Annotated in this window: 2 protein-coding genes and 1 pseudogene; 2 read left to right on the forward strand and 1 reads right to left on the reverse strand. The window is 46.7% G+C overall.

Translation table 11 applies throughout. The annotated features are described in order from the left end of the window. Positions 1-445 precede the first annotated feature (445 nt). A complete protein-coding gene (locus tag QZ735_RS18600; RefSeq protein ID WP_294251825.1) occupies positions 446-688 on the reverse strand; it encodes a hypothetical protein in 243 nt (80 codons plus the stop codon). 585 nt (positions 689-1,273) lie between these two features. Between QZ735_RS18600 and QZ735_RS18605 the strand changes: the two genes are divergently transcribed. After that, entirely contained in the window at positions 1,274-2,140 is an 867-nt protein-coding gene (locus tag QZ735_RS18605; RefSeq protein ID WP_002979276.1) for an RNA polymerase sigma factor RpoD/SigA, read from the forward strand. Between the two features lie 359 nt (positions 2,141-2,499). Then, positions 2,500-3,340 (forward strand): annotated as a pseudogene (locus QZ735_RS18610) (hypothetical protein); the annotation flags it as partial.

Consider the following 3,340-nt stretch of genomic DNA (forward strand, 5'->3'; position numbering starts at 1 on the left):
GGCAACCAGGTCAATCGTCAATGCTGCTTCGCAGGGGACTGGTGGCTTTTTACGGCTGGCCAACCGTATTGGTCCACTTCCTGTAACAATCGTTAGTATATACTTTACATGCTTAACGGAAATTCCCTTCCCTTGGAGGGGTGTCAAAAATTCAGGGAATTTTTGCCGGGGTGGTTTAACGTGAATACAGCAGCACCAGTGAATCTATCTTTGAAAAAATCATTCAACGGTCTAAAAATCTGACTTTGTCAAATGCTTTGTGCCTTATACAACGGTCCTTCTTATTTGCATCGTAGCTTTGCGTATTTCCTAATATGGATACGAGCGTGACGCTCGCACCAGCGTGAGAGATTGCCGCTATACATTTTCCATGATAGCAAATCTTACGTATTGCCTGAGGCTTTGCGCATTTCCAATATTGATCAGAAGTCTGGCGCAAATATACTTAATCAAAATTCCCTTCCGGTTTCGAAGGGGTGACGAAAATCCGGAGAATTTTTGACGGGTGGTTTTTAAATGTCATCAGGTAGATTTTACAGTGAATGATGAGGAGCTTACTCCGGCTATCCACTCTTACTCCTCGCGCCGGTGCCTTTCCCTGCGCCTGCTGTGGGGTAACCGTTTCTATCCGGGCTATGGGGCAAAAGATCTCCTCTTTCGCGCCGGCTGCAGTATAGCAGGTGGACATTGATGCCAGGATATAACAGGCAATAGCTGCCGTTCAGACCGGCACTAAACCTGTAAGGTTTTAAAAACCTTATAGGTTTGACGTTCACCCCTTACTTTGACTTTACAGCCCATTTACTACGGGATGCCTGATGATCGGACTTTAGCCAGATGCGGATAGGTTTTGGCTGAAGCCGGATGTATGCCGCGATAATGAAGCCGGGATAAAGCCCGCCCTATTGATTGATATATCCTCTGCCGGAAATGATGATGTCATCTTTCTTAGCCCCGATAGAAACGGCATCCTTTTTCTGCGGCGGCAGTCAGCAAGGGCGGAAAAAGATACAGTGGATAGCGGGAAACAGCTCCTGAAAAATGATACACTGATTCTTAATTTCAGGTATTGAATGCATCGGAGAATATCGTTACGGAGAAAACCCTGGCGGCAGCCCTCTCCGAATAAGGCGCCGATACGAGAGCAAGACCGGCAAATTACAATTATTTTCCGGAATGCCCTTCATTTTATAAAAAAATTTTGTACTCCGTGTAACCTTTTTACTTTTCCTGACGTATAATAGGTAGAAACTCTTTTTCGAGGATAAAATAGATGAGACAATTAAAAATCACCAAGCAGGTAACCAACAGGGAGACTGCTTCATTAGACAAGTATTTGCAGGAAATCGGTAAAGTGGAACTGATTACAGCGGACGAAGAGGTAGAACTGGCACAGAGGATCCGGGCAGGCGACAGAGCCGCACTGGAAAAACTGATCAAGGCCAATCTCCGTTTCGTGGTTTCCGTATCCAAGCAGTACCAGAACCAGGGGCTTTCCCTGCCGGATCTGATCAATGAAGGGAATCTGGGACTGATGAAAGCAGCAAAAAGGTATGATGAGACCCGAGGTTTCAAATTTATCTCGTATGCAGTTTGGTGGATCCGTCAGTCCATTTTACAGGCGCTTGCGGAACAATCCAGGATTGTGAGGCTGCCGCTGAATAAAATCGGCTCCATCAACAAGATCAATAAAGCCTATGCCCATCTGGAACAGGAAAACGAGAGACCGCCTTCCCCGGAAGAGCTGGCCGAAGTTCTGGATATGAGTGAGGAGGATATCAAGGAATCCATGAAGAATTCCGGAAGACACCTGTCGATGGATGCTCCGCTGGTAGAAGGTGAAGACTCCAATCTTTACGATGTACTGCGTTCAGGCGAATCACCGAGTCCGGATAAGGACCTGATGCTGGAATCCCTGCAGATTGAAATTGAAAGAGCGCTGAACACCCTGACACCAAGGGAGGCAGACCTGGTAAGGCTGTATTTCGGACTTAACGGAAAACACCCGATGACCCTGGAAGAAATCGGCGAAACCTTTGACCTTACGAGAGAACGTGTTCGTCAGATCAAGGAAAAAGCGATCAAAAGACTGAAGCACAACACCAGAAGTAAGATCCTGAAATCTTATTTAGGGAAGTAATTTTTAACGGAATATAATAGGCGGAGCTTGATTTTCAGGCTCCGTTTTTTTTTCAGCATGCTGTCACAAGGCATGATTTTTTTCGATTTTCTCTCTTTTATCCGTGACAAGAACGATGCTTTGATTTGAGGTGATCATATATGATAACCCATAACGGCTGCTTTCCCGGCCGGATTTCCCTTTCTTTTACGATCAGATATTTATAGAGGACAGCGTTTGTTTCCATTTTGGTATCAACATAAACGTAATATATAATTCATCATAATGAAATCCCATTCCGGCGGGAATACGGTAGCTTCGCATCCAATTGAAAACCTGTCACCTTATTGATTATGATTCACAGAAAATTTCTTGCTGGGATGTTGGTATGTGCCCTGACCGGCACCGGATGCCAGAATACCGGCGTGGCTTCAACCGAAGAAGCGCAATCCTTACCCACCTTTACCGGCAGAGCATCTGCAGATACGGATGTAGAAGTCAGTGCTTATGTGGATACCGGTACCTACATCAATTCCGGCTTCAGCTTTTTGAATCCTTCCCAGCTCAACAAAAACCGCCAGGCCATAGGCGGGAGTGCCTATACTGAAGTCTACGGCTTTAACATTCCCGAGGAAAACCGGGTACGGGGCATCCGCTGGAACACCGATGATGAGACGACACCGCTCTGGAGGCCGCAGGGAATTGCAGGATTCACCAGAGAAGGCGTGCGTTATCTCCTGGTCAGCTGGTATGCCAAAGATGAAGCCGGATTCAAAGGCTCCCGCATCACCCTGATCGACATCAGTCCCGGTTCAGCCACTTATCTTATGTACCGGCATATTCTGCTGGTGCAGCCCGATATCCCGGCAAACCCGACCGGGTATTCCCAATATGGCTCTTATGCACCACTGAATGTGCATGCTGGCGGAATGGCCTACTTCAAGGGCAAGCTCTATATCAGCAGTACGAATTTGGGCGTCCGTGTATTTGACCTGAATAAAATCATTGAGGTAAGCACCGGTGATACCACCGGTGATAAATGTGGCAAAGATTCCAACGGTAGTTTATTCGCTTTCAATTACAGATATATACTGCCTCAGACAGGATATCAGAAAATCAGCAATGCCAGCCCTTTCTCAACCATTCAGGTCAATGCAGAAGGAACCCAGTTCTGGACAGGACAGTATTATTCCGGCAGTGCCGATGCCTCCGTCACGCCCA

The organism is uncultured Chryseobacterium sp. (assembly GCF_913776365.1).
Classification (GTDB): Bacteria; Bacteroidota; Bacteroidia; order Flavobacteriales; family Weeksellaceae; genus Chryseobacterium.